Annotated in this window: 2 protein-coding genes; one reads left to right on the plus strand and one right to left on the minus strand. The window is 36.0% G+C overall.

Annotation, left to right across the window (positions count from 1 at the left end):
* Positions 1-186 precede the first annotated feature (186 nt).
* The gene (locus F6K13_RS33410) at positions 187-768 is read right to left on the minus strand and encodes a thioredoxin family protein (protein WP_124144864.1); all 582 of its coding nucleotides are present in this window, start codon (positions 766-768) and stop codon (positions 187-189) included.
* 192 nt (positions 769-960) lie between these two features.
* Here F6K13_RS33410 and F6K13_RS33415 point away from each other — a divergent pair.
* Positions 961-1362 (plus strand): NIL domain-containing protein (locus F6K13_RS33415; protein WP_124144865.1); only part of this gene is annotated, 402 nt, incomplete at its 3' end.

Below are 1362 nucleotides of genomic sequence, written 5' to 3' on the forward strand. Positions count from 1 at the left end.
TCCGTTAATTGCTAAGTAACTAAAAAAAGCAACTAATTCAGCATTGGTGAATCAAGCTATGAAACCTAAATTTAGCCAAATATAAAATGCTTTTCAGTTAATAGTTAGGCAATTGCCATTAAAGCACAATCATAGCCACACATCACCAATGCTGTAATTCTATATATACACAAGCTTAATCGACCACTATTGCACTTGACTACCGTGAACTCTTGGATCTGCTTGACTTGCTTTAATTGGTGCCACTGATGTGTTAAATTTAGACCCTTGACCAACAGTACCATCGTATGGTAGTAAGTCCCCAGCAATTAAAGCCTCTATATTTGCTGCCATCACAGATTTTGGCATCTCTCCGATAGTCTGGCCAACCTCAGATCCATCTCGATCCAAAAATACAAAGTGAGGAATACCGTCTACTCGATATTTAGCCAACTCTGGTAACCACTTACTATTATCAACATTCAGCATCACAAAGTTGGCATTTTCACCATACTGTTGTTTAATTTCCTCCAATTCAGAAGCCATAGCTTGACAAGTAGTACACCAATTAGCATAAAATTCAACTAGACTTGGCTTACCATTACTTAAGGCCACATTCAGAGGTGTTGCAGCTTCAGCCATTTCACCCAAAGAGACCGAAGCAGTCTCCGTTCGTAATCCGATAAAAATGGTCACTGATAAAGCGATCGCTACCAACGCCACAATGAAATTTCTCAGGCGCGTTGTGAAAGGGGAAGTATTTGTAGAATCAGATGGGTTTACGCTCATTGTCAAAAAATTAAAGAATTATTACAATTAAAAACTATAGCTATTAGTTTAGCAATTGCCATCTTAAAACAAAGAGCATAAAAATTAATTCCATAATTAAGAATAAATAAAAACATCAAAAATCACGAAGGAAAAAATACTGGATTTTGACTTTTAGAAACAGTCTAATTATTCTAATTGGGGGACAGAACTATGAAAAAACGAGTAACTCTAACATTTCCACAACGTTCAATTCATATGCCAATTACCTATAGGTTGGCAAAAGATTTTAATGTTGCTGCTAATATTATTCGTGCTCAAGTAGCACCAAATCAAGTTGGTAAATTAGTGCTGGAATTATCGGGAGATATTGATGAATTAGATGCTGCTGTCGAATGGATGAGACTAAAAAATATAGATGTATGTTTAGCTAGTAGGGAAATTTTAATCGATGAAGATAGTTGTATAGACTGTGGTTTATGTACTGGTGTTTGTCCTACAGAAGCTTTGACTTTACAACCTGAGACCTTTCGTCTAAATTTTATTAGGTCTCGTTGTATCGTATGCGAACAATGTATTCCTACCTGTCCAGTGCAAGCAATTTCTACTAACTTA

The sequence above is a fragment of the Okeania sp. SIO2B9 genome, from assembly GCF_010672505.1.
Lineage (GTDB): Bacteria > Cyanobacteriota > Cyanobacteriia > Cyanobacteriales > Microcoleaceae > Okeania > Okeania hirsuta.

Excerpts from the sequence above, each read along its gene's own strand:
- F6K13_RS33410 (WP_124144864.1), bottom strand. The coding sequence starts at position 768 with ATGAGCGTAAACCCATCTGATTCTACAAATACTTCCCCTTTCACAACG.